The organism is Curtobacterium sp. NPDC088465, from assembly GCF_044753165.1.
In the GTDB taxonomy this organism is placed as follows: domain Bacteria; phylum Actinomycetota; class Actinomycetes; order Actinomycetales; family Microbacteriaceae; genus Curtobacterium.
On sequence record NZ_JBIVMR010000001.1, the window covers coordinates 575,710 to 598,258 of the forward strand.

The following is a 22,549-nucleotide window of genomic DNA, read 5'->3' on the forward strand; positions in this document are numbered from 1 at the left end:
TGTCCGTCCGGCGTCCACGCAGCCGGCTCGGAGCCTGCGCATGTCCACCAGGAACGCTGCACGCCTGGGAGGATCGACCGGTGACCTCCCACCGCATCGATGCCTCGCCCGACACCGCTGTCGACGTCCTCACCGCGGAACGCGAGCCCGTGCTCCGCGTCGAGGACGGTGACACCGTGACCGTCCGGACGCTGAGCGCCGCGGGCTACACCGAACGGCTGGCCGCGCCGGGGGCGGACGCGCCGACGCTCCTCGATCCGCGACGCGGGCACTGCCTGGTCGGACCGATCGCGGTCGCGGGAGCGCGACCCGGACAGGTGCTCGCCGTGCGCTTCGACGCGCTGGTGCCGGACGACTGGGGCTACACCGGGTCCGGTGGCGTCGACACCCCGGTCGCCCGGGCGCTCGGGCTCGTCGACGCGGCGTCGCGCGGGCCGCTGCTCTGGGACGTCGACGCGGACGCCGGCACGGCGCGGAACCAGCTCGGGCTGGGCGTCCGGACCGCGCCGTTCCTCGGCGTGGTCGGTCTGCCGCCGGAGCCCACCGGGGAGCACTCGACGATCCCGCCGCGTCCGCTCGGCGGGGGCAACATCGACTGCCGCGAACTGGTCGCCGGCGCGACGCTGTACCTGCCCGTCACCGTGCCGGACGCGCTGCTCTCCGTCGGCGACGGGCACGCCGCACAGGGCGACGGCGAGGTCTCCGGCACCGCGGTCGAGCGCGGCATGACCACCACGATGACGCTGTCCCTGCTCGACCACGCCCCGGTCGAGGGCGTCCACGCCGACACCCCTGCCGGCCACATCACGTTCGGGTTCGACGCCGACCTCAACACGGCGACGACGACGGCGCTCGACCGGATGGTCGACTGGATCGTCGGGCTGCACGGGATCACCCGCGGGCAGGCACTGGCGATGGCGAGCGTCGCGGTGAGCATGCGCGTGACCCAGGTCGCGAACCGGACCTGGGGCGTGCACGCACTGCTCCCCCACGACGCGATCCTCGCGCCCGACGCAGGCTGAGCGCCCGACGCGAGCCGACGGCCCATCGGCACCACGCGCCGGGACGGGAGGCGCGACCAGCGTGCTCGACGTCGGGGACTCGGGTCGCGCCTCCTGTCTGCCCGTTCCTTCCCATGACACTCGCGATGCATGGAGAGAACGGGCGTACCTGACCGGAAGTTCCGACCAGGTACGCCCGAACCGACCAGGCACGCCCGAACCGTCCCGGTTGGCAGGCGCGCCACCATGCTCGTCGCGTCCGCGCTGGCGAGACGGCGCGCTCGAGCCGCGCCGCGCCTCCCGTTCGCCCGTTCTTTCCCATCGCACCTGCGATGGAAGGTGAGAACGGGCGTACCTGGTCGATCGTTGCGATCAGGTACGCCCGTTCTCACCGGGTACGCCCGATCCGACCAAGTACACCCGCTCCGGGGTCAGTGCGCGGAGTACCCGCCGTCGACCAGGTGGTAGCTGCCGCTGATGAACGAGGCCTTGTCGCTCAGCAGGAACAGCACGAGCGCTGCGACCTCGGCATCGGTACCGAGCCGCTTCGCCGCGTGCTCACCCTCGAGCGCCGCGAGCTCCTCGGCGGAGAGCGACGACCGGACGAGCGGGGTGTCGATGAACCCGGGACCGACCGCGTTCGTGCGGACACCCTGCGCCGTGTACTCGAGCGCCGCGACCTTGGTCAGCCCGACGAGCGCGTGCTTCGACGCCACGTACGCGGCGTTGTGCGCGATGCCGACCGACCCCAGCACCGACGCCATGTTCACGATCGCGCCACCACCGGCAGCCAGGATCGCCGGGATCTCGTAGCGGAGCCCGTAGAAGACGCCGTCGAGGTCGACCGCGCGGACCCGGTCCCACGCCTCGACGTCGTACTCGCCGATGGGCTGGGGAGCCGCACCGATGCCGGCGTTGTTCACCGCGAGGTGGAGCGCGCCGAAGGTGTCGACCGCGTGCTGGACCATCCGCTCGTTGTCGCCCGCGACCGCGGAGTTCGCCTCGAACGCACTCGCGGTGCCCCCGGCGCCCTCGATCTCGGCCACGACGCGCTGCGCGGCCTCGGCCTTGATGTCGGTGACGACGACCCGCGCGCCCGCGGCCGCGAGCTCCTTCGCGATCGCAGCCCCGATGCCGCTGCCGCCACCGGTGACGACGGCGACCCTGCCCTCGAACTCGGACATGTTCTCCTTCTTCCTCGACGTTCCGTCGATCGTGCACAAAGCAACACGTGTTGCGTACGCAGCGTACACCTCGCGCAGACCAGTTCGTTCGCTGAACTAATGAGGTAGGCTAACGGTCGTGCCCGACACCTCACTCGCCACCGACCTCCGCGTCGCGGTGGCCCGGTTGTCCCGGACGCTGCGCGCACAGAAGGTCGACGCGAGCATGACGGACGGCCAGTTCTCGGCCCTCGCGCGACTGCACCGCGAGGGCGCCATGACCCTCGCCGAGCTCAGCCGGCAGGACGGCGTCACACCGCCGAGCATGACGAAGTCGATCGCGGTGCTCGTGGACCGCGGCCTCGTGTCCAAGGTCGACCACGGCGACGACCGCCGCAAGGTCCTGCTCGCCGCGACCCCGGCCGGAGCGACCTTCGTCGAGGAGACCCGGCGCCGCCGCGACGACTGGCTCTCCCCGCGCCTCACGACCCTGACCGCCACCGAGCGCCGCACCCTCGCCGAGGCCACCGAGATCATGAGGAGGCTTGCCCAGCAGTGACCGCCCTGTTCCGCTCCCTGTCCACCCGCAACTACCGCATCTGGTTCGCCGGGGCCCTGGTCTCCAACGTCGGCACCTGGATGCAGCGCACCGCCCAGGACTGGATCGTCCTGACGAAGCTGTCCGACAACGACGCGATCGCGGTCGGCATCACGATGGCGCTGCAGTTCGGTCCGCAGCTGCTCCTGCTCCCGCTGACCGGCCTGGCTGCGGACCGCTTCGACCGGCGGCGGATGCTCATGCTGACGCAGGGACTCATGGGCGCCCTCGGGCTCGGCCTCGGGATCATGGTCCTCACCGACACGGCGACCCTGTGGTCCCTGTACGGCTTCGCCCTGGCGCTCGGCATCGTCGCCGCGTTCGACACCCCGATCCGGCAGGCGTTCGTCTCCGACGTCGTGCAGGGCGAGCACGTCTCGAACGCCGTTGCGCTGAACTCGGCGTCCTTCAACGCCGCCCGGCTCATCGGGCCCGCGGTCGCGGGGGTGCTCATCGCCGCGATCGGGTCCGGCTGGGTGTTCGTCATCAACGCCGGCTCGTTCCTGGCCGTCCTCGTCGCGCTCCGCTTCGTCGACCCCGCCCAGCTCGCCGAACGCGTGCGCGCGAAGCGCGGGAAGGGGCAGATCCTCGCCGGCTTCACCTACGTGCGGACCCGTCCGGACATCATCGTGGTGCTCTGCATGATCTTCGTCGTGGGGACCTTCGGCGTGAACTTCCCCATCTTCACCTCGACCATGGCGCGGGTCGAGTTCGGCAAGGGTGCCGGCGAGTTCGGCCTGCTGAACTCCGTCATGGCGATCGGTTCGGTCGCCGGCGCGCTCCTCTCCGCCCGGCGGGACCGCCCGCGGATGCGGACCCTCGTCGTCGCCTCGGCCGGCTTCGGCCTGGCGTGCACGGCGGCGGCCCTCGCCCCGACGTACTGGACCTTCGCGGTCGTGCTCGTCTTCGTCGGCCTGGCCTCGCTCACCTTCATGACCACGGCCAACGCGCTCGTGCAGACCACCACGAAGCCCGCGATGCGCGGTCGCGTGATGGCGCTGTACATGGCGATCTTCGCCGGGGGCACGCCGATCGGCGCCCCGGTGGTGGGCGCCGTCGCCGATGCGTGGGGGCCACGCTGGGCGATCGTGGTGGGAGCCGCGTCGGGCTTCGTCGCGCTCGCGATCGCCCTGGTCTGGCTCGTCCGCTGGGAACACCTGCGGCTGCGGTACGACGCCAACGCCCGACTGCACCTCGCGGTCACGCACGCGGTGCCGGTGGTCGGCACGCGGGCGTCGCGTGCCGCGCTGCGGCGCGACCTGGAGCGCGACGAGGCGGTGGCGGACCGGTCCAGCTCGGTCTGAGCGTCGGGACCGTCGGCCAGGAGGCACGGGCCACCCCCGCCGCGCGCGCACCGCGACGGGATGCCGGCCGGGAGGCACGGTGCCAGCCCGCCACGGCCCTCCCGTCCGGCGCTGTGCCCCGCCCGACGACCGCAGCTCAGCGCGCGGGGGTCGCGACCGTGAAGACGCGGTCCTCGAGCGCCGCGACGACGGCGTCGACCGCGGCGGCGAGTCCCTCGGCGGCGGCTCGGATCCGGTCCGGAGCACCGACCTCCACGCGTCCGAGCGCCGAACGCGCGACCCGGAACGCGGCGACCTGGTCCCCCACGCAGGCGGGCGCGACGTCCGCGAGGCAGTCGTCGGCGCGCGCCGCGAGGAACGCGAGCGACCGCGGACTGTGCGACTCGTGGAGCAGGAACCCGGCGGCGTCCCGCGGATCGACGCCGTGGTGGTCGCGCCCCCGCCGGAAGGCCTCGCCGGCACCGCACGCCCGCAGCGCGGTGGTCCACGACGCCGCCGACCCCGCATCGACGAGCGACGACGCCAGCAACCGCGCCGTGAGGCCGCACCGCAGCAGGGACCTGCCCAGGGTGAAGAACTCCCACACCTCGTCGCGGCTGACGTCACCCTCGACGACGCCGACGGCCAGCGCGCTCCGTTCCCGCACCCACGCGAGGAACTCGTGCGCCCGGTCGACGGCGACCTTGCGCGGCATGCGCGACCGGGTGACGTCGAGGCAGTCCCAGAGCTCGGTGGACACGACCTCGCGCGCGCGACGGGCGTGGTCCCGTGCCACACCGACCGCGTGTGCGACCGAGGCGGGTTCGTGCCGGTCGAGGGCGAGCGACTCGACGACGGCCGCACGCTCACGGCGTCGTGCGGGCGCGCGTGCCCCCACGACGCGGTGCAGCACGGAGCCGACCGTGGACTCCTCCTCGACCACACCCGCGTCGGGCCGGACGACGTAGACGTCGAGCATCCTCGCGACCACGTCGGCCCGCTCCACCGCGCTCCCGACGTGGAACACGCTCCCCGCGAGTCGGCTCAGCACGTCGGCTCCTGCATGCGGCGAAGCTACCGAGCGGGCGTTGCGGCGGTGTTTCGGGACCGCGTCACGGGTGTTGCGAGCCATCCGGCAGACGCGCTCCCAGGGGACACTCGCTAGACAATCTAACTAGAGCGTCTAGCATTGTCCGTATGACGACCGAGGTGACGAACACCACCACGGGCTTCTGGTACGGGTCAGGATCCAGGGTCGACGCGGTGGACGTACTGAACGCGCTCCGTAGGTACCGGAGTGCCGAGAGCGCTGCCCAGCGCCGGGCGCGCGAGGCACTCGGCATCGGCGAGAACGCACTGCTCGCGCTCCGGGTCCTGCTGGACGCCGAGTCCGAGGGACGCTCCGTCAACGCGAAGGAACTCGCCGACCGACTCGAGATCACGCCGGCGTCGACCTCGGCACTCGTGGACCGACTCGTCCGCAGCGGTCACGTCGAACGACACCCCGACCCCCACGACCGCCGCGGGGTCATCCTCACCGCGTCCGGCGGGTCGATGCGGCAGGTGCTGCGGGTGATCGACCAGCTCGACACCCGCGCGATCGAGGTCGCCGAGCACCTGCCCCAGACGGACATGTCGGTCATCGTCGCGTTCCTCGAGGAGATGGCCCGGGTCGTCGACCACGACGAGGACGCGGCCGACACGGAGCGCTCCGCGTAGCCTCGTCCCATGCCCAGCGCACCGGACGAACCCGTCGGGGTCCCACCGCTCGGTCCGCGGTCGCAGGAGCCGGGCCGCGAGCACGCGCGCGACCCCGAGGACGACATGCCGCTCGCCGAGCTCGACGCGCGTGCCCGGGCCGACGCCGCACTCCGGCGCATCCGGAACGGCGCCGACCCCGCGCGGGAGGCCTTCGACCTGGCGAACACGATGAACGACGAGGCCGTCGGACGACTCCGCGGCGCCGTGCTGCGCTGGCTGCGCCGAGACTGACCCGGCGGGCGGCCTACCGCTGGTCGTCGGCGAAGGCGGTGCCCACCGCAGCGATGTCGTCGGCGCCGTGCCCGGCTGCACTCGCGTCGGCGTAGACCCGGTCGAGCGCGTCGAGGAGGGTCGTCGACACCCCCGCGGTCCGTGCCGCGTCGCCGATCAGCCCGATGTCCTTCCGCAGGCCGTCGAGGGCGAACTGTGGCGCGAGGTCACCGCCGATCATCGCTGCACCCTTCGTGTGCGCGTAGGGCGAGTCGCTCGCGGTGCCGTCGATCGCGTCGAGGAACAGCTGCGGGTCGAGTCCGAGCGCACGGGCGATCGCGAGCGACTGGCCGGTGGCGGCGGTGATCGACGCGACCCAGGCGTTGGCCGCGAGCTTCAGGGCCGTACCGTCGCCGACCCGCTCCCCCGCGCGGACGGTCTTCGCCCCGATGGCGTCGAGCACCGGGTCCACACGGTCGAGCACGTCCGACGGGCCGGCGGCGAGCATGGTGAGCTTGCCCTGCTCCGCCGGGGCCTTCGTGCCGAGCATCATCGCCTCGACGAGGGTGATGCCGTACTTCTCGGCCAACTGCACCACGGTCTCGGTCCCCGCGACGCCGATGGTCGAGGCCTGCACCCACACGGCGTCCGCGGGAGCGTCCCCGGCAGCGGTCTCGAGGACGTCGACGACCGCATCGGTGTCGAAGAGCGTCAGCAGGACGACCTCGGCGTCGCTGACCGCCGCGGCAGCGTCCGTCGCCACGGTGGCGCCGGCGTCGCCGAGCGGGCGGGCCTTGTCGGCGCTGCGGTTCCACACGGTCACCCGGTGGCCCTCGCGCAGCAGCGACCCCGCGACCCCTGCACCCATCGTCCCCGTACCCAGCACCGTCACGCGCACCACTGTCTCCGTCCTGCGTCCGGCACCCTGCCGACGTCGCTCTCGACGCTACGCCTGCGCGGCCCGACCAGCCTGGCCCGGTCGGCGTGCGGACGCCGACACCCGTCGCCGGTGCGACCCGTTCAGAGCAGGCCGCGAGCGGCGAGCCACGGGGCCGGATCGATCGGCGTCCCGCCGACGATGACCTCGAAGTGCAGGTGCGGGCCGGTGGAGACCCCGGTGCTGCCCACGGCGCCGAGCTGTTCGCCGGCCGACAGCGTCTGCCCGGGCAGGACGTCGATGCGGGACAGGTGCCCGTACCGCGTCTGCGTGCCGTCCGGATGTGCGAGGAGCACCTGGTTGCCGTACCCGCCGAGCGGCCCGGCGGACACGACCCGTCCGGGCATCGCGGCGACGACGGGCGTCCCGGATGCCGCGGCGAAGTCGAGCCCGTGGTGGTTCGTCGAGCACGCACCACACCCGGCGACCTGCCGACCGCCGAAGCCTCCGGCGGTCGGGATCGTCCCTGCGACGGGACGGACCACGTCCGAGCCCGTCGTGATCTGCACACGGCCGTGTCGATCGCCACCCGCCCGGGTCGCCTGCACGTCGAAGCCGTCGCGGACGACGGTGACGGTGACGCCGGACGCGACGCGGTAGTGCTGCTCCGGCGCCGGGGCGACCTGGTGCGCGGGTGCGGATGCGGGTGCGGCGCCGAGACCGAACCCGGTGGGGTCGTCGAGTGCGGCGGCCGGGGTCGACACGGAGACGACCAGGCAGGCTGCGAGGGCGGACGCCGTCACCGGGAGGAGTCGCGAGGACGACCCCGATCGGGCCGCCGGCAGCGCCGCGGGACGCTGAGGCCGACCGACAGCGACGCCCCTGCGGAGCTCGGGGACGTGCCGGTCACGCCCGGGTCGCCCGGACACGCGCGGGTCGGGCACGCGCAGGTCGGGTACGCGCAGGCCGTGCTTGTTGTGCTTGCCGAGCCTGCCGGGACGATCGGCGGACCGGCGAGGGGTGCGGAGGTCACGACGACTCGGCAGGGCTGCTCCGGACCGAGCGCCGTCGATGGTGGTGGTGGTGGTGGACACCGAGGCGGCGGCAGGGGGGACCGCCGCCTCGGCGGTCTGGTGGCCGACACGGACGGACCGGGCAGCGGCGTCGTTCGCCGCTCGGCGGGCCGCTCCGCGGGGGCGGATCGGTGCCGCCGGCGCCGAGCCGGGGGCGCTGTCGGTCGTGGTCGTCGTCATCGTGTCGGGAGATCGGATCGGGTGTGTCGGGATGGGGTGTGTCGGGATGGGGTGTGTCGGGATGGGGTGTGTCGGGATGGGGTGTGTCGGGACGCTCGGACGTCGTCCGTCATCGGTGGCGGTGCCGGTCGGCTCAGCCGCGGACGACGCCGTCGCGCGTGATGCGCTCGAGCTCCCCGACGACGGCGTCGACGACCGCGCGGGTGATCGCATCGGTCACCGCTTCGACCAGCGCGAGCTGGTCGGGCGTGACGGCGACCTCGTTCGGGAGCGCGGTCCCGACCCGCTGCGGGATCTCGTCGATCGCGGCGACGAGGGCAGCCGGCACCAGGGCGGACCGCATCGGGGACACGGGAGCCGTCAGCGGCGAGGTGGGTGCGGGGACGACCCGGGTGCGTGCGGCGGTGACGGAGACCGCTGCTGCCGGAGCGGGCGTCGCCGTCGGGGCCGGTGCCGGTGCCGGTGCCGGTGCCGCCGGAAGGGTCACCGCGGGCTGCGCCTGTTCCGGAGCCGTGGTCGCGGCGCGGGAGGCCCGACGCGAGATCGAGTCGAAGAGGGGCGTGGAGGACATGCTGCTTGCCTTCCGGTCAGTGGTGGATCGGGCCGTCCTGGGCGGTCCGACTGGGCTCGTGCCTCGGGCACGAGGACGATTCAACCACTGATATTCCGAATGTGCAATAGCGCGTTCTGGATCAGTCGGGCTCGACCGCCTGCGTCGGGTCGTCGCGCCGCAGCACCTGCTTGACCCGCTCGACGATCGTCGACGGCGGATTGTTGTAGGCGTTCGCGGGTTCCTGCCCGCTCAACGCCTGGATCGCGTCCATGACGGCGTCGGTCGCGTGGCGCCGTGCACGGCCGGACGACGCCTCGCCGAAGTGGGACAGGTCCATCGGTGCACCGAACTCGATGGTGACGCGGGCGAGCCGCGGCAGCCGCGAGCCGACGGGCTGCACGTCCTCGGTGCCGGTGAGTGCGACCGGCACCACCGGCGCCCCGCTCGTCAGCGCCAACCAGGCCACGCCGGTCCGACCCTTGTAGAGCCGACCGTCGAGGGACCGGGTGCCCTCGGGGTAGATGGCGAAGGCCTCGCCGGCCTCGAGCCGCTCGAGCCCGAGGTCGAGGGCGTGCTGCGCCGCGGCTCCCGCTCCGCGTTCGACCCCGATGGCACCGATCCCGCCGAAGAACGCGCGCGACACCGCACCACGCAGACCGGTCCCGGTGAAGTACTCCTGCTTGGCCAGGAACGACACCTTGCGCGGCGCCATGAGGGTGATCGCCGGGGAGTCGATGAAGGACCGGTGGTTGCTCGCCAGGATGACCGGCCCGTGCTTCGGTACGTTCTTCCGTCCCACGATGCGCGGTCGCCAGACCAGGCGCGCGAGCGGGGTCACCACCGCACGGCTCATCGTGGTGGCGAACTTCGTCGTACCGGGCAACCGGGCCTCCTCGTCGTGGGAGGTTCCGAGTGTAGTGAGCGCGGAGCGGGCTGCATGCCGCGATCGGAATGGAAGCAGCGCGGGGACCACGAGGCCCCCACGCTGCACGGTTCAGCCGTCGTGCGACTCGTGCCCGGGAGCCGTGCGACGACGACGTGCGAGGCCCCAGAGGAGCACCCCGACGAGGAACCCGCCGACCGCCAGGGGCACCGCCGCGAGCACGGTCGACCCGGTGAACGCGAGCTCGGGCACCACCGGCGCTGCGGTCGGCGCCGGCGTGGGAGCCGGCTCGGTCCGGAGCTGCTTCGAGAACCAGGGCGAGAACACCCACGTCGGTCGTTCGTGCGCCGTACCGGGCGTCACGACGAGGCCGGAACGCGTGACCGACTCGTCCGCAGCACCGTCGACGTCGACCAGCCGACCCTTGGCACGAGCCGTCAGCGCGACCTCACCGGCGGATGCGTCGGTCGACGTGACCTGGGTCGGCGTCTCCGTGGCACACGTCGTCGTCGCGCCGGGCGCGAGTTCGTCGACGCCACAGGGCACCGCCGAGTCGAGCCCCTCGGACTCGATCGCGAGCGAGTCGAGCGTGCGGTTGCCGGTGTTCCGCACGGTGAACGACGCGTCGACCGTCACGCCGGGCCGCAGCGGCTCGTCCGTGCTCGTGGTGATCGCACCCTGCACGTCGAGGCCGCCGCGTCCGGTGAGCCCGACACGGACCCGGTCGGACGCCTCGACGGAGGAGCTGTCCGGGGCCACAGCATCGGCGGTGACCGGGACGGTCAGCGCACCGGCATCGACGTCACCCTGGGTGAGGGCGCTGTCCTCGGTACGGCAGACGGTCTCCGCGCCGGGAGCGAGATCGATCTCCGCGCACGTCGCCTCGCCACCTCCGACCGTGGCCGTCACCGCGGTCAGCGTCGTGTCGCCGTCGTTCCGCACGGTGGCGCTCCGCTCGACCAGGTCGCCCGCCTCGGGCACCTCGTGCTCCGACGCCGCCAGGTTCGCGGACGCCGTGACGCCGAGCGCCGGGTGACGGGGGACCTCGACGGACGTGGACGCATCGGCTCTGACGGCGGTGCCGTCGGGCGCGGCGCCCGAGACGACGGCCGCGACGTCGACCCGGCCGGCATCGACGTCCGCCTGGGTGACCTCGTGCACACCGACCACGCACTCGGTGGAGGCGCCCGGCGTGAGCTCGGTCGCGTCACACGCGGGTGCCAGCTCCGGGCGCCCGGGCACGGCGTACGACAGGTCGTGCACGGTCACGTTGCCCGTGTTCCGGACCGTGCCCCGCAGCGCGATCGGCTCCCCGACGTGCAGGTCGTCGTGCGAGGCAGAGAGCGACGCCTCGAGCGCCGCAGCTGGGTCCTGGGTCCGGACGTCGGTGGTCGCAGCGGCCGTCACGGCGTCACCCGAGGGCGGCAGGGCCGCGGACGTGAACTGCAGCGTCACGCCGCCGTTGTCCACGTCCGTCTGCTCGACGCGGTACCCGGTCGCCGTCGCGCACGTGACGGACGCACCCGGTGCGAGCGTGGTCGACGGGCAGGTGACCGGCAGGTCGCGGCCCGCGGCCTCGACCGAGGCGTCGTGGAGCGTGACGTTGCCCGTGTTGGTGACCACGGCCTCCAGGTCGACCTCGTCGCCCACCGCGGCCGGCGTCGACGACGTGGGCCGCGCCTCCAGGCCGAGCGCCGGAGCGGCCGCTGTCGTAGGGACGGATGCGGATGCGTTCGCCTCGACCGCTGCGCCGAGTCGCGATGCCGCGGACACGGTGACCGAGTCGTCGACGCGGCCGGCGTCGACGTCGTCCTGGGTCACCGCGCGAGCCGCGGTGGTGCAGGTGGTGCTGGCACCGACCGGGAGGCTCGTGGCGACACAGTCGGTCGGGTCCTGTCCGGACGTGACGGCGAGGTCGTGGATCGCCACGTTCCCGGCGTTCGTCACCGTGACGCGGAAGGCCAGCTGCTCACCGAGGTCGGCGACGGCGTCGCCGTTGCCGCCGGTGAGGAGCGGCTCCTCGGTCACGGTGAGCGCGTTGTGCTCGGCCGCGAAGGCGATCTTCGTGTCCACGGCGTCCTCGAGGCCGCGCGACGTGGTGACCGACGAGGCGTCGAGCGTGTGGTTCCCCGGCGTCGTCGTGGTGACGTCGAGCGCGATGGTGCAGCCGGCCTCCTCGTTCCGGAGGTCCCCGGAGGCCTGCACGGTGTGCCCGCCGGCCGTTGCCTCGACCGTGCCGTTCGCGCAGGTGGTCGCGACGTTCGGCTGGTCCGCGATGCGGAGTGCGTCGGGGAGACGGTCCTCGAACGACCAGCCGGGCTTGCTGCCGGCCTCGCTCGTGTTCACCACCGTGAAGGTGAGTCGCGCCGTGTCACCGACGATCAGGTCGTCGCCGGTCAGGTCGGCGCGGAGCTCGGGCGTCGAGTCGAACACCGTGACCTGGTCGATCGCCCCGTCGTTGCCGCTCGGTGAGGTCTGCTCGTTGCGCATCACCCAGCGGATCGCGTCGCCGTCGAACAGCAGGCCGCCCTTCGAGACGAACGAGCCGCCGCGGAGCGGGACGCCGTCGGTGTCCAGGTCCGTCGACGCTGCGTCGGTGCAGGGGTCGATCGCGTGGTCGGAGACCGGTCGCTCGACCTCGCCGTCGATGAGCGCGAAGTTGAGCAGGGGATGCACGTAGTCCGCGCAGGCTGCCGCTGCGGCGTTCACGCCGAACGAGATGAACCGGCCCGGGTCCTTGATCTTCGAGGTCTGCACGGACTCGGCCTGCACAGCGCCCTCCGGCACGGCCTTGTCGGTCGTCCACGCACTCACGACGTGGTTCGCCTTCGGGTCCGCGCTGCCACCGACGGTGCCGAGTGCGGTCGCGAGGGCACGGAGCGACGAAGCCCCGCACGAGGACGGCAGATCCGTGGTCGCGCCGTCGAGGATGATGCCGTTGCACTGGTCGTGGTCGAGCCAGGCCGGGTCGGCGGTGTAGCGCTCCCCTTCGGCGCCGACGTAGTCCTCGAGCCCGATCCACTGGTCGGTGGTGTCGTGCTCGAAGCCCTCGGAGTAGAGAACCTGCGGGTCCGGAGCGGGGGCGCCGCGCAGAGCAGCCGACGCCTTGGCGGTGTGTTCGGCGACGGTCGATGCCGAAGCAGGTGCCGGGACGACCGCGGCAGCCACAGCGGTGCTGCCGAGGACGACGGTCGTGAGCCCGAGGGCCGTGGTGGTGAGCACGCGACGACGTCGGGCGTGCTGGGTGTTCAAGTGGTGCATGTGCTTCCTGGTCTCCGGCCACCCAGGTGGGCGGCGGTCTGGCCGTGGGCAGGTGCGGACGCCCGGGTGGTCGTCCCGGGGGTACGCAGAAGGGGGAGGCGACGGCGGGTGCCGTCGCCTCCCCGGTGTCACCGGGTGTGGTGACGGGTGGTGGGACTACGCGTCCTCGCGCGACTTGCGACGCTTCGCCGCGAAGAGGACGAGACCGCCCAGCGCGGTGAGCAGCGCAGCCAGCGGCGCGACGACCGGCAGGACGTCGGAGCCGGTGAAGGCGAGCTCGCTCGACGCCTTGCCCGCCGCGTCACCCGACGCGTCCGAGCTGGACTTGGCGATCGCCGCTGACGCTGACGCTGCCGAGGCGTTGCCGTTCTTCGCCGCGGACGCCTTGGCGTTCGTGGCGCTCGAGTTGTCGGCATTGGCCGCCTGGTACGCCGCACCGAGCGCCGCGATGTTGGCGTTCGCGTCCACGTCCTTCGACGTGTCGGCCGAAGCCGTCGTCACCATGTTGCCTGCGACCTGCGCCGCCGACTTCGCGGTGATGTCCGCCGCAGCCGTGGCCTCGCCGGTGTTGTCCGAGTTGGCCGCAGGCAGGGCAGCACCCTGGACGCTGGCGTTGGACTTGTCGTCCGCCTTGTACGACGCCGTTGACGAACCCGCGGCGTTCTTGTTCGCGGTGGAGTTTGCGTTCGAGCCCTTTGTGTCCGTCGCACCCTGGTTCTTGTCCGAACCCTGGTTCGTGCCGTCGGTGTTCGTCGCACCCTGGTTCTTGTCCGAACCCTGGTTCGTGCCGTCGGTGTTCGTCGCACCCTGGTTCTCGTCCGAACCCTGGCTGTCATCCGAACCCTGGCTGGTGCCGCCGGCCTCGGTCGACGCGTTCGTCGTCGAGGTCGCGATGGCACCGGACTTCGACGCGGCACCGGCACGGCCGTTGCCCGCCGACGTACCCTTCGCGTTCGTGCCACTGCTGTTGTCGGCGTTGGCCGCCTGGTTCGCAGCGCCGAGGGCAGCGATGTTGGCGTCCGAGGCGATGTCCTTGGATGTGTCCGCCGAGGCCGTCGTCACCATGTTGCCCGCGACCTGCGCCGCGGACTTCGCGGTGATGTCACCCGCGGCCGTGGCCTCACCCGTGTTGTCCGAGTTCGCCGCACCGATGGCAGCTCCGACGATCGACGCGTTGGAGTTGTCGTCGGCCCGGAAGGACGCCGTGGACGAACCCGCGGCGTTCTTGTTCGCGGTGGAGTTCGCGTTCGAGCCCTTCACGTTCCCACCGGTCTGGTCGGTGCCGTTGTCCTGGTCCGCGCCACCAGTGTTGTCGGTGCCGTTGTCCTGGTCCGCGCCACCGGTCTGGTCGGTGCCGTTGTCCTGGTCAGCGCCACCAGTGTTGTCGGTGCCGTTGTCCTGGTCCGCGCCACCGGTCTTGTCGGTGCCGTTGTCCTGGTCAGCGCCACCGGTGTTGTCGGTGCCGTTGTCGGTGCCGTTGTCCTGGTCAGCGCCACCGGCGTTGTCGGTGCCGTTGTCGGTGCCGTTGTCCTGGTCAGCGCCACCAGTGTTGTCGGTGCCGTTGTCCTGGTCAGCGCCACCGGTCTTGTCGGTGCCGTTGTCGGTGCCGTTGTCCTGGTCAGCCCCACCGGTCTTGTCGGTGCCGTTGTCCTGGTCCGCGCCACCGGTCTTGTCGGTGCCGTTGTCCTGGTCAGCACCACCAGTGTTGTCGGTGCCGTTGTCCTGGTCCGCACCACCGGTCTTGTCGGTGCCGTTGTCGGTGCCATTGTCCTGGTCAGCGCCACCAGTGTTGTCGGTGCCGTTGTCCTGGTCCGCGCCACCGGTCTTGTCGGTGCCGTTGTCGGTGCCGTTGTCCTGGTCAGCACCACCGGTCTTGTCGGTGCCGTTGTCCTGGTCCGCGCCACCAGTGTTGTCGGTGCCGTTGTCCTGGTCCGCGCCACCGGTCTTGTCGGTGCCGTTGTCCTGGTCAGCCCCACCGGTCTGGTCGGTGCCGTTGTCCTGGTCAGCCCCACCAGTGTTGTCGGTGCCGTTGTCGGTGCCGTTGTCCTGGTCAGCCCCACCGGTCTGGTCGGTGCCGTTGTCCTGGTCAGCCCCACCAGTGTTGTCAGTGCCGTTGTCCTGGTCAGCCCCACCGGTCTGGTCGGTGCCGTTGTCCTGGTCAGCCCCACCAGTGTTGTCGGTGCCGTTGTCGGTGCCACCGCCGGCATCGTCACCGGGTTGCAGCTCGGTTTTCCCAGCGGGGATGAAGCCAACCACAGGCCCGCTTGTTCCACCAATCTCTGTGATTGCCGGGGATCGGAATAGGTTGCCTACGGGCGTGGAGGTGGGCAGAGCCTTCGCTGGTATCAGTTGCTTGCCGTCGTCACTCATCTTGAAGGAAGCCAAATACGCTACCTTGTCATCCACCCAATCCTCGCGCTGACAACTACCCTCGCCCTCAAGATGCCAGTGGTTGGGATTCCACTTACCATTGAGCTGCTGGACTCCAAACCATGTGTACGCGCAGTAGCCCTTGCCAGTAGGGCCAATGTGGCCCGTCTCGCCGGGAGCCGGCACATCCCATAGCTGTGCGTTCTTTTGAGCATCTTCCAACGTCTTGAACGCATCGGCTGTGATGTGCTCATGCGTCCCGACATGGATACTTGTGCCGAGTGCATAATAAGTCGACCCAGACTTCCAGATGATCCGCCGCGACTCACTCTTTTTGACTGACTGAGCCTTAACCGATCCAGTGCCACCAGCCAGGGCTGCCGAATCATCCATGGCGATGACTCCAGCCGCGAGGACACCAGCTGCCGCCAGCGCCACCACGTCGCGAACACAAAACGTTCTATTGCGGATGTTCATTCAGTCTTCCATTTCCTTCTTGATGAGACACAGTCCGAGTGCCGAATCTCGATGACGCTGGCACAATGCACTAATACTCAACGCCTTTCCCGTGACGCTTCAGAAACACCTCCCTCACGAGGAGGGAAGCGCATCCCAAGTTATGTCGGGTCCTGTCATGGCAGCCTTCGCAGCCTTCGCAGCATTCGCAGCATTCGCGCCGGCCATACCGTGCACACCCGGCCCCGGCGGCGTCGCCGCCGAGCAGAGGTACGCGTTCGGCACACCGGTCCGGTAGGGCCGGCGCCCCGCGATCGGCCGGGCGACGAGCTGCCGGAACCCGGTGGCGCCGGTGTTGATGTCGCCGCCGACGTAGTTCGCGTTGGCTGCCGCCAGACCGATGGCCCCGGTGGTGTGCGTCGAGACGATCCGCTCCCGGAAGCCGGGTGCGAACCGTTCGATCTGGCGCACGATCCGTTCCGTGGCGTCCACGGTCGACCCGTACGGCACGTGGGCGTACGCCCACACCGGGTTGACGCCGTTCCGGGACCGTCCCGGATCGGCGACGTACTGTTGCCCGACCAGCGCGAAGGGCTGGCGGGCCGACGCGCCGGAGGCAACACGTGCCTCCGCGGCCGACACCTCTGCGGCACTGCCGCCGACGTGCACGACCCCCGCGTCGCGGACACCGTCCGCAGTCCAGGGGATGTCCCCCTCGACCGCGAAGTCGACCTTGAACGCCGCCGGCCCGTGCACGTACGCGCCGTACGCGCGTCGGAAGCGGCGCGGCATGGCGTCGCCGAGAATGGCGACGGCGGCGGCGGGCGTCGTGTCGAGCAGGACGACGTCGGCATCGCCGAGCTCGGTGATCGTCCGGACCTCGCGTCGCGTCTCGACGGTGCCGCCGAGGTCGACGAGGTGCCGGACGAGGGCATCCGCCAGCACCTGCGCGCCGCCCTCGACGACCGGCCACCCCACGGCGTGCGCCGCGGCGGTCAGCATCACGCCGACCGCGGACGAGAACGGCTTGTCGAGCGGACCGAACGCGTGCGCGGCGACGCCCGTGAAGAGCGCCCGCCCCTGCTCGGTGCGGAAGGTGCCGGCGACACGTGCTGCGGACTGCGCGGCCACCGACCCGAAACGGGCCATGAGCAGCGGGTGCCGTGGCAGGTGCACCATCGGCTGCATCGCGTCGTCGAGTAGCTCGGGGAACGACTCTGCGAACCGCTCGAACAGCGCACGCCAGGGCCCGCCGTCTGCGCCGAGACCACGGGCGGTCGTACCGAGATCGTGGTGAAGCAGGCCGGCTGAACCGTCGTCGAGCGGGTGCGCGAGGGCGATCGGGGCGTGTCGGAAGCGGACGCCGAGGGCCTCGAGGTCGAGGCTCCGGAAGAACGGCGAGGCGACGGCCATCGGCAAGAACGCGGCGCCGAGGTCGTGGACCAGCCCCGGTTCGGTCAGCTCCGCGGACCCGAGGCCACCGCCGATGTGCGCGGTGGCCTCGAGCACGGTCACGTCGAAACCGTTCCGAGCGAGCTCGATCGCTCCGGCGAGACCGTTCGGACCGCTGCCGACGACGTACGCCTTCACCGGCTCCCCACGAGGTCGGCGTCCTGGGACACCTCGGCCTCGTCGTCAACGCGCACGGGTGACCCGGGTGTCGGGGCAGCACCGGCAGAACGTCGTCCGGACACCGGCTTGGCGGGACTCTGGGCCGCTTCGCCATCGCCGAGAGCACGCCAGCGGTCGCGGACCGCGCGGCCCATCGCCCGCCAGGTGCGATCGCGGACGAGCACGGCGTCGACGGCGATCATCGCGAGCGAGAAGAACGGCAGACCCATGAGGATGCCGATGCCCAGGTGGAACGTCATCACGCCCATGAGCGCGAGGATGCGGGTGGTGCGCGTTGCCAGCATCGGCAGGAACATCATCTGGATGACGATCGTGCCCCAGGAGATCGCGACCACCGCAGGCCCCCACCAGGTGATGGCGTCGGCGAGTTCCGGCCAGACCGAGAAGCGATCGACGTGCAGCGGGTTGTACACCGCGTAGCCGTGCGACCAGGTGTCGCCCTGCGCCTTGTACAGCGCACCGGACATGTAGATGAACGCGACGTGCAGCACCAGCACGACGACGGCGAGGTTGTTGAACATCGTGTCGTAGGGGTGCAGCCGCGCGCGCCAGCGGGACCATCGTCGGACCGCCGTGCGGTTCTTCGCGCGACGCCGGGCATCGAGCGAGAGCCGCGCCGCCGGGTCGGCGAACAGCATGTAGATGAGCACCATCCGCACGAGGTTGTCGCTCTGGTCGCTGAGCAGGTCGTTCATCTCGATCCACGAGACGTACCCGAGCAGGAAGAGTGGCATCACGATGCGGGTGTGCCAGCCGAGCATGAGGGCGATCGACACGAGCAGGAGCCCCGCCATCGCCAGGCTGAGGAGCAGGTCCTGCTCGCCGATGTCGTGGAAGAAGCGCGTCAGCCACAGGGTGGCGAAGTCACTGCCGGGCCAGAGGTGCTCGCCGGTCCAGGCAGATCCGGCACCGTACGCGTAGTAGCGGGTCGACCAGTTGGTGAGGACCATGCCCGCGCCGAGCAGGCCGAGCAGGAAGCGGGTCACCGCGAGGCCGTACAAGGCCTTCTTGCGGCCGGTCAGCCACTGCTCGCTGAACGTCGCGGCGCGGAGGACGAGGCCCAGGACCAGGTCGAGGAACTCGGCGGACAGGCTGCGGGCGACACCGGCAGCACGTCGGACGGACTGGAGGATCGTGGTCACCATCAGCGCTGCTCCTGGTTGGGTGCGGGCTCGGCCGGGATCGGGGCCGGGGCGGGTTCCGGAGTGGCTGCGTCAGCCGGCGCGGCCGGCGCTGCCGGCTCCGCCGGGGACGTGCTCTGCGGTGCGGTCGGCGCAGGGGCGTCTTGGTCGGTGGCGGTGCCGTCCTCGTCGTGGAGCTGGTCCTCGACGAGCGGGCGGAACACCTTCGTGAAGGCTTCCTGCGACTGGCCGGCGATCACGAAGGGCGCACGCCAGCCGGTCGGCGCCTGCTGCTTCGGCGGCTCCTGGGCCGCCGGGTCCTGCCGCTCGGCGAACGGGATCGCGTTCTGCCGGTAGACCTGGAACTGCACGCGGACCACGTCGTCGCCCCACACGGCTCGCGCGGCCTGCGTGGCGTAGGCGAGGGTGAAGGCATGCTTCGAGATGAAGCGGCCGGCTGCCTTCTTGGCGTCCTCGTCGTCACCGGCTGCCCCGCGGAGCGCCTTCTCGAAGCGGCCCTTCGGCACGTCCCCCTTCCAGTAGCCCCACGAGACGATCTCCTGCTCACGCTTGGTCAGGTCGTCCCACGCGGTCTTGTAGTCGGAGGCCTGCTCTGATGCGAGCGATGCCGCTCGCGGCTGGAGGAGCTTGTGGTACTGCATCCGGTACTCAGCATCGGTCGCGTCGATCCACTGCGTGACGTGCTCGCCAGAGCCGTCCTTCACGAGCGCGCGGACCTTGAGGTGGTAGTTGCCGTTGATCGGATTCGGCGCGAAGACGGACCAGCTCTGGCCGAACCACGGGATCTGCCACGAGTACAGGAGGTTGCCGGGGACGAGCTCGCGGAGGGCGGAGGCCGGGGCGATCCAGAGGAACTGCGCGAACACGTGGAACGCGGTGACGAGTGTGACGAGGACGAGCACGACGCGGACTACGGGGCGTCGTTTCGCAAGGGGTGTCGTTGCTGCGGACATACTGCTCTCTGTGTCGGGTTGTGGACAAGATGTGAAATACACAATACGTCACAGCCCGACGATGGCGCAATACGATATTTCGCGTAGACGACGAACGCCCCGCCGGTCAGTGACCGACGGGGCGTCCTGTGGGTGGGTCCGAGTGGAGCGGCGACTCAGTCCGCGTGCGCTGCGACCACGTCGAGGACCGCGCGCCCGTAGCGCTCGAGCTTCGCGCCGCCGATGCCGGAGATCTCGCTGAGAGCGTCCTCGTCCGCCGGCTTCACCGCAGCGATCCCCCGCAGCGTCGCGTCGTTGAACACCACGTAGGCGGGGACCCCCTGCTCCCGGGCCTGCGCCGCACGCCAGGCACGCAGCGCCTCGAACAGGCCGAGCGCCTCCTGCGGCACGTCGGTGACCGCCTGACGTCGCACCCGTTGACTCCGCGGAGCCTTCACCGGGTCGCGACGCATCAGCACGCGCGTACGACCGCTCAGGACCTCGGCGCTCGTGGGGCTGAGGACGATCGTGCCGAAGCCGTCGCCCGACACCGCCGCGTAGCCCTGCGCCAGGAGCTGCCGGGCGACCGCACGCCACTCCCCCTCGCCCAGGTCGTTGCCGATGCCGAACGTGGCGAGGGAGTCGTGCCGCAGCTCCTGCACGCGGGGTGACTGCTTGCCGACCAGGATGTCCACGAGGTGCGCGACGCCGTACCGCTGGCCGCGCTCACGCTCCAGCCGGACCACGGTCGACAGGAACTTCTGCGCGGGCACGGTGCCGTCCCACGGCTCGGGCGGTGCGATGCAGGTGTCGCAGTTCCCGCAGGCCGTGGACTCCTGCCCGAAGTACGCCAGCAACCGCACCCGGCGGCACTCGATCGTCTCGCACAGCGCGAGCATGGCGTCGAGGTGGGCGCTGAGCTGCCGCCGGTGCGCCGCGTCACCTTCGGACTGGTCGATCATCCGGCGCTGCTGCACGACGTCGTTCAGCCCGTAGGCGAGCCACGCCGTCGAGGGCAGCCCGTCGCGCCCCGCACGCCCGGTCTCCTGGTAGTAGCCCTCGACCGACTTCGGCAGGTCGAGGTGCGCCACGAACCGCACGTCGGGCTTGTCGATGCCCATGCCGAAGGCGATCGTCGCGACCATGACGATGCCGTCCTCGCGGAGGAACGTCGACTGGTTGCGCTCACGGACCTTCGCGTCGAGGCCGGCGTGGTACGGCAACGCCGGGATCCCCTGGTCGGCGAGGGCGGCCGCGGTGCGCTCGACCGAGTTGCGGGACAGGCAGTAGACGATCCCGGCGTCGCCGCTGTGCTCGGTGCGGATGAACGTCAGCAGCTGCTGCAGCGCGCCGGTCTTCGGCTCGATGCGGTACTGGATGTTCGGCCGGTCGAAGTCGGCCACGAAGTGCGCGGCGTCGTCGAGCCCGAGGCGGCCGGAGATCTCGCGGTGGGTCTGCGGCGTCGCGGTCGCGGTGAGGGCGACGCGCGGCACCGTCGGCCAGCGCTCGTGCAGCACGCTCAGCTCGAGGTAGTCGGGGCGGAAGTCGTGGCCCCACTGGGCCACACAGTGTGCCTCGTCGATGGCGAACAGGGCGATGCGTGCGCGGTCGAGCAGGGATCGGGTCGACTCGAGTCGCAGGCGCTCGGGCGCGAGGTAGAGCATGTCGACCTCGCCGGAGACGACCGCCCGTTCGACCCGGGCGCGCTCGTCGGGGCCCTGGGTGGAGTTGAGGAACGCGGCGCGGACACCGTTGGCGGCGAGGGCGTCGACCTGGTCCTGCATGAGGGCGATGAGCGGCGAGACGACCACGCCGACGCCGTCACGGACGAGCGCGGGCACCTGGTAGCAGAGCGACTTGCCGCCACCGGTCGGCATGAGCACGAGCGCGTCGCCGCCGGAGACGACCTGGTCGATGATCGCGGCCTGCTCGCCGCGGAAGGCGTCGTACCCCCACACGCGGTGCAGGACGTCGAGCGCGGCAGCCCGCGACGGCGAGGTCGTGGTCGTCGTGCTCATGCACCCAGCCTACGAGCGCGGGGCGACACCCACCGTCTCGTCCACAGGCACCGCGTCGTCCGGGCCGGCCGCCGACGTGTCCCGGTCCGTCTCGGGACCGCGGGCCGGTGCGGCTGCCCAGCCCGTGCCTCCCGGCAGGGTCCACTGCCGACCGCCCGCCGAGACCGGAGCCGGACCGCGGAAGCGGGGCGCCTCGTGTCCCGGGAAGCGACGGTCGAGCCCCCGCCACCACGCGAGGAGCTCGATCATGCCCCAGAAGGCGAGCGAGGTCGCGAGCGTGACCAGGAAGCCACCCGCGGTGCCGTCCGAGGCATCGAGGTCGACCTTCGACCAGCCGGGGGCCTGGAGCACGAAGATCATGATGTTGTTGAAGGCGTGCTGCAGGACGGTGGCCTCCATGCCGCCGGTCCGCAGCACGATGATCGCGGCGATCAGCCCGAACGAGCCGACGTCGAGGATGCCCCACACGTTGTAGCCGTTCGGGATGTGCCCCGCGGCGAACACGACCGTCGACACCGCGACGGCGACGACGACGCCGACGATCCGGACCGGGATCCACGACGCGATGGTCTGGATCAGGAAGCCGCGGAAGACGTACTCCTCCGCTGCACCCTGGAAGGGGACGAGCACCAGGACCATCACGATCGTGAAGGTCAGGGTGGCGGGCGAGACCGTCGACTGCCCGATGGCGTCGTGGTCCCAGCCGAAGCCGCCGTCGAACGAGAACATCCCCCACGTCTGCAGCAGGAACATCGGGATCGCGATGACGAGCGTGGGGAGCAGGCACCACAGCGTCCACCGCCAGCGCACTCGGAAACGCGTCGACGACAGGATGCCCGCCGGGCCGATCCGGGCGATCTTCACCGCGAGCAGGATGCCGGGCAGCAGCACCACGAGCGACAGCAGGGTCAGCGACAGGATGAGCGGGTCCGTGGGGTCGAGGGCGCCGCTCGTCAGGTCGTCCTGGAACCCGATCAGCCCCTCGGCGCCCTGCGTCGCACCGATCGGCACGAAGTACGCCACCGCGAGGACGATCTGCGTCACGACGTAGTACCCGACGAGGAACGCGAGCGCGACCAGCGGACGCCACCAGCGCCAACGGGCATCGACACGGGGCAGGCGGTGGTAGGGAACGCTCACCCGCGCAGGCTACCGG

18 protein-coding genes are annotated in these 22,549 nt (G+C 71.3%); 5 read left to right on the forward strand and 13 right to left on the reverse strand.

Going from position 1 to position 22,549, the window contains the following annotated elements:
* Positions 1-80: 80 nt before the first annotated feature.
* Entirely contained in the window at positions 81-1,022 is a 942-nt protein-coding gene (locus tag ACIP6W_RS02605) for an acetamidase/formamidase family protein (protein WP_400428097.1), read from the forward strand.
* A gap of 410 nt (positions 1,023-1,432) precedes the next feature.
* Here the strand turns inward: ACIP6W_RS02605 and ACIP6W_RS02610 are convergent, their stop codons facing one another.
* Positions 1,433-2,185 (reverse strand): SDR family NAD(P)-dependent oxidoreductase, encoded by a 753-nt coding sequence (locus ACIP6W_RS02610; protein ID WP_400428100.1) that lies wholly within the window; start codon positions 2,183-2,185, stop codon positions 1,433-1,435.
* Between the two features lie 118 nt (positions 2,186-2,303).
* Between ACIP6W_RS02610 and ACIP6W_RS02615 the strand changes: the two genes are divergently transcribed.
* Entirely contained in the window at positions 2,304-2,723 is a 420-nt protein-coding gene (locus tag ACIP6W_RS02615; protein WP_066652230.1) for a MarR family winged helix-turn-helix transcriptional regulator, read from the forward strand.
* On the forward strand, positions 2,720-4,066 hold the full coding sequence (locus tag ACIP6W_RS02620) for an MFS transporter (RefSeq protein ID WP_400428103.1): 1,347 nt from the start codon (positions 2,720-2,722) through the stop codon (positions 4,064-4,066). Before ACIP6W_RS02615 ends, ACIP6W_RS02620 begins: the two co-directional genes overlap by 4 nt.
* Before the next feature lie 136 nt (positions 4,067-4,202).
* On the opposite strand, the gene ACIP6W_RS02625 is transcribed toward ACIP6W_RS02620, so the two are convergent.
* A complete protein-coding gene (locus tag ACIP6W_RS02625; protein WP_209683965.1) occupies positions 4,203-5,096 on the reverse strand; it encodes an alpha-E domain-containing protein in 894 nt (297 codons plus the stop codon).
* Positions 5,097-5,242: 146 nt separating this feature from the next.
* Between ACIP6W_RS02625 and ACIP6W_RS02630 the strand changes: the two genes are divergently transcribed.
* Together ACIP6W_RS02630 and ACIP6W_RS02635 are read left to right on the forward strand one after the other, a co-directional pair.
* Positions 5,243-5,764, forward strand: a complete 522-nt coding sequence (locus tag ACIP6W_RS02630) for a MarR family winged helix-turn-helix transcriptional regulator (RefSeq protein WP_066652224.1) — start codon at positions 5,243-5,245, stop codon at positions 5,762-5,764.
* 9 nt (positions 5,765-5,773) lie between these two features.
* Positions 5,774-6,037: a hypothetical protein gene (locus tag ACIP6W_RS02635; RefSeq protein WP_066652222.1), complete on the forward strand. Its 264-nt coding sequence runs from the start codon at positions 5,774-5,776 to the stop codon at positions 6,035-6,037.
* Positions 6,038-6,050: 13 nt separating this feature from the next.
* Here ACIP6W_RS02635 and ACIP6W_RS02640 read toward each other — a convergent pair whose 3' ends face one another.
* The 11 genes from ACIP6W_RS02640 to ACIP6W_RS02690 all read right to left on the reverse strand — a co-directional run bounded on the left by ACIP6W_RS02640 (position 6,051) and on the right by ACIP6W_RS02690 (position 22,533).
* Positions 6,051-6,908, reverse strand: a complete 858-nt coding sequence (locus tag ACIP6W_RS02640; protein WP_209683967.1) for an NAD(P)-dependent oxidoreductase — start codon at positions 6,906-6,908, stop codon at positions 6,051-6,053.
* Positions 6,909-7,036: 128 nt separating this feature from the next.
* A complete protein-coding gene (locus ACIP6W_RS02645) occupies positions 7,037-8,146 on the reverse strand; it encodes a M23 family metallopeptidase (protein ID WP_400428106.1) in 1,110 nt (369 codons plus the stop codon).
* Positions 8,147-8,279: 133 nt separating this feature from the next.
* Positions 8,280-8,717, reverse strand: a complete 438-nt coding sequence (locus tag ACIP6W_RS02650; protein ID WP_271826275.1) for a hypothetical protein — start codon at positions 8,715-8,717, stop codon at positions 8,280-8,282.
* Positions 8,718-8,838: 121 nt separating this feature from the next.
* Entirely contained in the window at positions 8,839-9,552 is a 714-nt protein-coding gene (locus tag ACIP6W_RS02655; RefSeq protein ID WP_081985203.1) for a 1-acyl-sn-glycerol-3-phosphate acyltransferase, read from the reverse strand.
* Positions 9,553-9,693: 141 nt separating this feature from the next.
* Positions 9,694-12,843: a hypothetical protein gene (locus tag ACIP6W_RS02660; RefSeq protein WP_400428109.1), complete on the reverse strand. Its 3,150-nt coding sequence runs from the start codon at positions 12,841-12,843 to the stop codon at positions 9,694-9,696.
* A gap of 156 nt (positions 12,844-12,999) precedes the next feature.
* The gene (locus tag ACIP6W_RS02665; protein ID WP_400428112.1) at positions 13,000-15,099 is read right to left on the reverse strand and encodes a beta strand repeat-containing protein; all 2,100 of its coding nucleotides are present in this window, start codon (positions 15,097-15,099) and stop codon (positions 13,000-13,002) included.
* Positions 15,100-15,804: 705 nt separating this feature from the next.
* Complete coding sequence (locus ACIP6W_RS02670; protein WP_400428115.1) at positions 15,805-17,259, reverse strand: phytoene desaturase family protein; 1,455 nt, start codon at positions 17,257-17,259, stop codon at positions 15,805-15,807.
* A complete protein-coding gene (locus tag ACIP6W_RS02675) occupies positions 17,256-18,446 on the reverse strand; it encodes an HTTM domain-containing protein (RefSeq protein WP_400428118.1) in 1,191 nt (396 codons plus the stop codon). Before ACIP6W_RS02675 ends, ACIP6W_RS02670 begins: the two co-directional genes overlap by 4 nt.
* Positions 18,446-19,345: a DUF5819 family protein gene (locus tag ACIP6W_RS02680; RefSeq protein ID WP_400428121.1), complete on the reverse strand. Its 900-nt coding sequence runs from the start codon at positions 19,343-19,345 to the stop codon at positions 18,446-18,448. Before ACIP6W_RS02680 ends, ACIP6W_RS02675 begins: the two co-directional genes overlap by 1 nt.
* 206 nt (positions 19,346-19,551) lie before the next feature.
* The gene (recQ, locus tag ACIP6W_RS02685) at positions 19,552-21,393 is read right to left on the reverse strand and encodes a DNA helicase RecQ (protein WP_066652214.1); all 1,842 of its coding nucleotides are present in this window, start codon (positions 21,391-21,393) and stop codon (positions 19,552-19,554) included.
* A gap of 9 nt (positions 21,394-21,402) precedes the next feature.
* Complete coding sequence (locus ACIP6W_RS02690; protein ID WP_400428124.1) at positions 21,403-22,533, reverse strand: lysostaphin resistance A-like protein; 1,131 nt, start codon at positions 22,531-22,533, stop codon at positions 21,403-21,405.
* Positions 22,534-22,549: the final 16 nt, after the last annotated feature.